This is a genomic window from Lacticaseibacillus manihotivorans DSM 13343 = JCM 12514 (assembly GCF_001435035.1).
Lineage (GTDB): Bacteria > Bacillota > Bacilli > Lactobacillales > Lactobacillaceae > Lacticaseibacillus > Lacticaseibacillus manihotivorans.
Window position 1 is genome coordinate 1 of sequence record NZ_AZEU01000170.1, and the last position, 1,892, is coordinate 1,892.

Sequence of the window (1,892 nt, forward strand, 5' to 3'; positions counted from 1 at the left end):
ATTTCAACGGCGGTCACTGCGACTGTGGCTTCCGTTGGGCCATAAGTGTTGTAGACTTGCGCCTTGGGGAAGCGTTCAAGGAGCGTTTGCGCCAAGGCATGGGTCAATTCTTCACCACAGAAGAAGAACTGTTTGAGCTCCGGATAATGAGCTACGTCAAAGTTGGCATCAAGTAAACAAATGCTGGCAAAACTTGGCGTTGAGATCCACACTTGCAGATCCAAAGTTGGCAAAACGGTAAACAAGGTTTTCAAATTGGCAGCTTGTGCTTGTGGCATCACTTTCAAGGCCCCACCTTGCGTCAACGCCGGATACAAGCCCATCACCGACAAGTCAAACGAATAAGGGGCTTGGCTCAACACTTGTGCATGTTTTGGCAAATCAAAGCTGTTCATCCAATTGACAAAGCTCAACAGGTTGTTGTGTGAGATCTGAACGCCTTTAGGCTGGCCAGTGGTGCCTGAGGTGAAAATAATGTAAAACGTGTCATCCCCAGCAACTGGCGTCAACCGTGCTGAATGAGCGCGACTAGCCGCAATGGCTTGCGTATGCGCATCTAAGACAGGTGTATGCATTTGAAGCGGCAAATCTGCCACGGCTAAAACCATGGCCGGCTTGGCGATGCTTTCGATCATGGTCAAGCGCGTTTGGGGTGAATGGGTGTCCACCGGAATGTAGGCATGCCCAGCTTTCACACAAGCCAAAAAGGCCACAATGGTTTCAAAGCTTTGATCGCAATACACCATGATCGGAGATTTTTCAGGTAAATCACAACCAGTAATGGCTTGCGCTAAATGCGTCGATGCAGTGCTGAGTTGTTGATAATCATAAGCTTGGTCATTGATTTGGTAGCATACTTGATGCGGTGCCACTTGGGCTTGTGCATCGATAGCTTGAATAATGTCTGTGATCAAAATAAGCCTCCAAGTAACTAAAATTCGTTATAAATAAAGTGACTGCCACCCACGCCGCGGTAGCTGTAGAGATACACCAGAAGTAATAAAATCGCGGCATAAAACAACGTGCGTAAAATGAAAGTCACCACTGGTCGTTGAAAAAATTGTTTCAATTGCTTACTCCTTAGTCGATAGTCGAAATCACAAAACTTGGACCACCTGGTTTACGCCGTTGCCAAAGCGTCAGGCAAACGCCTAATAAAATAACATTACCGACCGTTGCCCCCAACGGCCAAAAACTCAATGCGATCACGATCACCACCGCAACACCCCACAATACCCAAGGCGGGGCTTGGCGTTTCGGCAGCGGGCCGATCCACGCTAGGCGTTTTTGTTTAAAACCGATGTCTTGTAAATCACTTAATGCAAAAGCATGTCGGCTGGCACCTTGCAATAAGGCGCGCTTGACTTGAACCGTGAACGCACAATCACGAAACAAATCGCGATGCTTGCTGGCAAAGCCTACCACCTGATAGCCCCCAACAATCAGCGCATCGATCATCGTGGCAAAAGTGTCGATCATCGTCGCTTGTTCTGGATCGATCACCACATAAGCATCTGCAGCAATTGACGCCAAGCCTGCTTGAACCGCAGCGTCGTAGCCGAAATGCCGAGATAGCCCTAATTTATGGGCATGAGGCACGCTAGCTTTTAATTGGGCCATTTCATCAGCCACAGCCGGACTGGCCCCATCATCGATCAGCCATAGTCGAAAGTTAACTTGCGGCCATAACTTGGTACAAATATCGATTTGGGCTTGAACTGCCGCCATGATTTGAGATAAATGTTGTGGTCGATAGCACGGCATCAACAACGCGATTTGCATGAAAGCTCCTTTCCAACAAGTTTTTGAATGACTTCAGTGTACCGACTTTGCTGCGAGTCATCCCCTTAAGCTTGTTGAAATTAACCTGAGAATTTCTCAGAATCGCGCTC

General features: G+C 48.0%; 3 protein-coding genes. All 3 read right to left on the reverse strand.

The window, feature by feature from the left end; all coding sequences use genetic code 11:
• On the reverse strand, positions 1 to 914 hold a 914-nt coding region (locus FD01_RS09710; protein ID WP_156647297.1), incomplete at its 3' end, for an AMP-binding protein.
• A gap of 17 nt (positions 915 to 931) precedes the next feature.
• Positions 932 to 1,069: a teichoic acid D-Ala incorporation-associated protein DltX gene (locus FD01_RS09715; protein ID WP_054720040.1), complete on the reverse strand. Its 138-nt coding sequence runs from the start codon at positions 1,067 to 1,069 to the stop codon at positions 932 to 934.
• Between the two features lie 11 nt (positions 1,070 to 1,080).
• On the reverse strand, positions 1,081 to 1,782 hold the full coding sequence (locus FD01_RS09720) for a glycosyltransferase family protein (protein WP_056963980.1): 702 nt from the start codon (positions 1,780 to 1,782) through the stop codon (positions 1,081 to 1,083).
• Positions 1,783 to 1,892 lie beyond the last annotated feature (110 nt).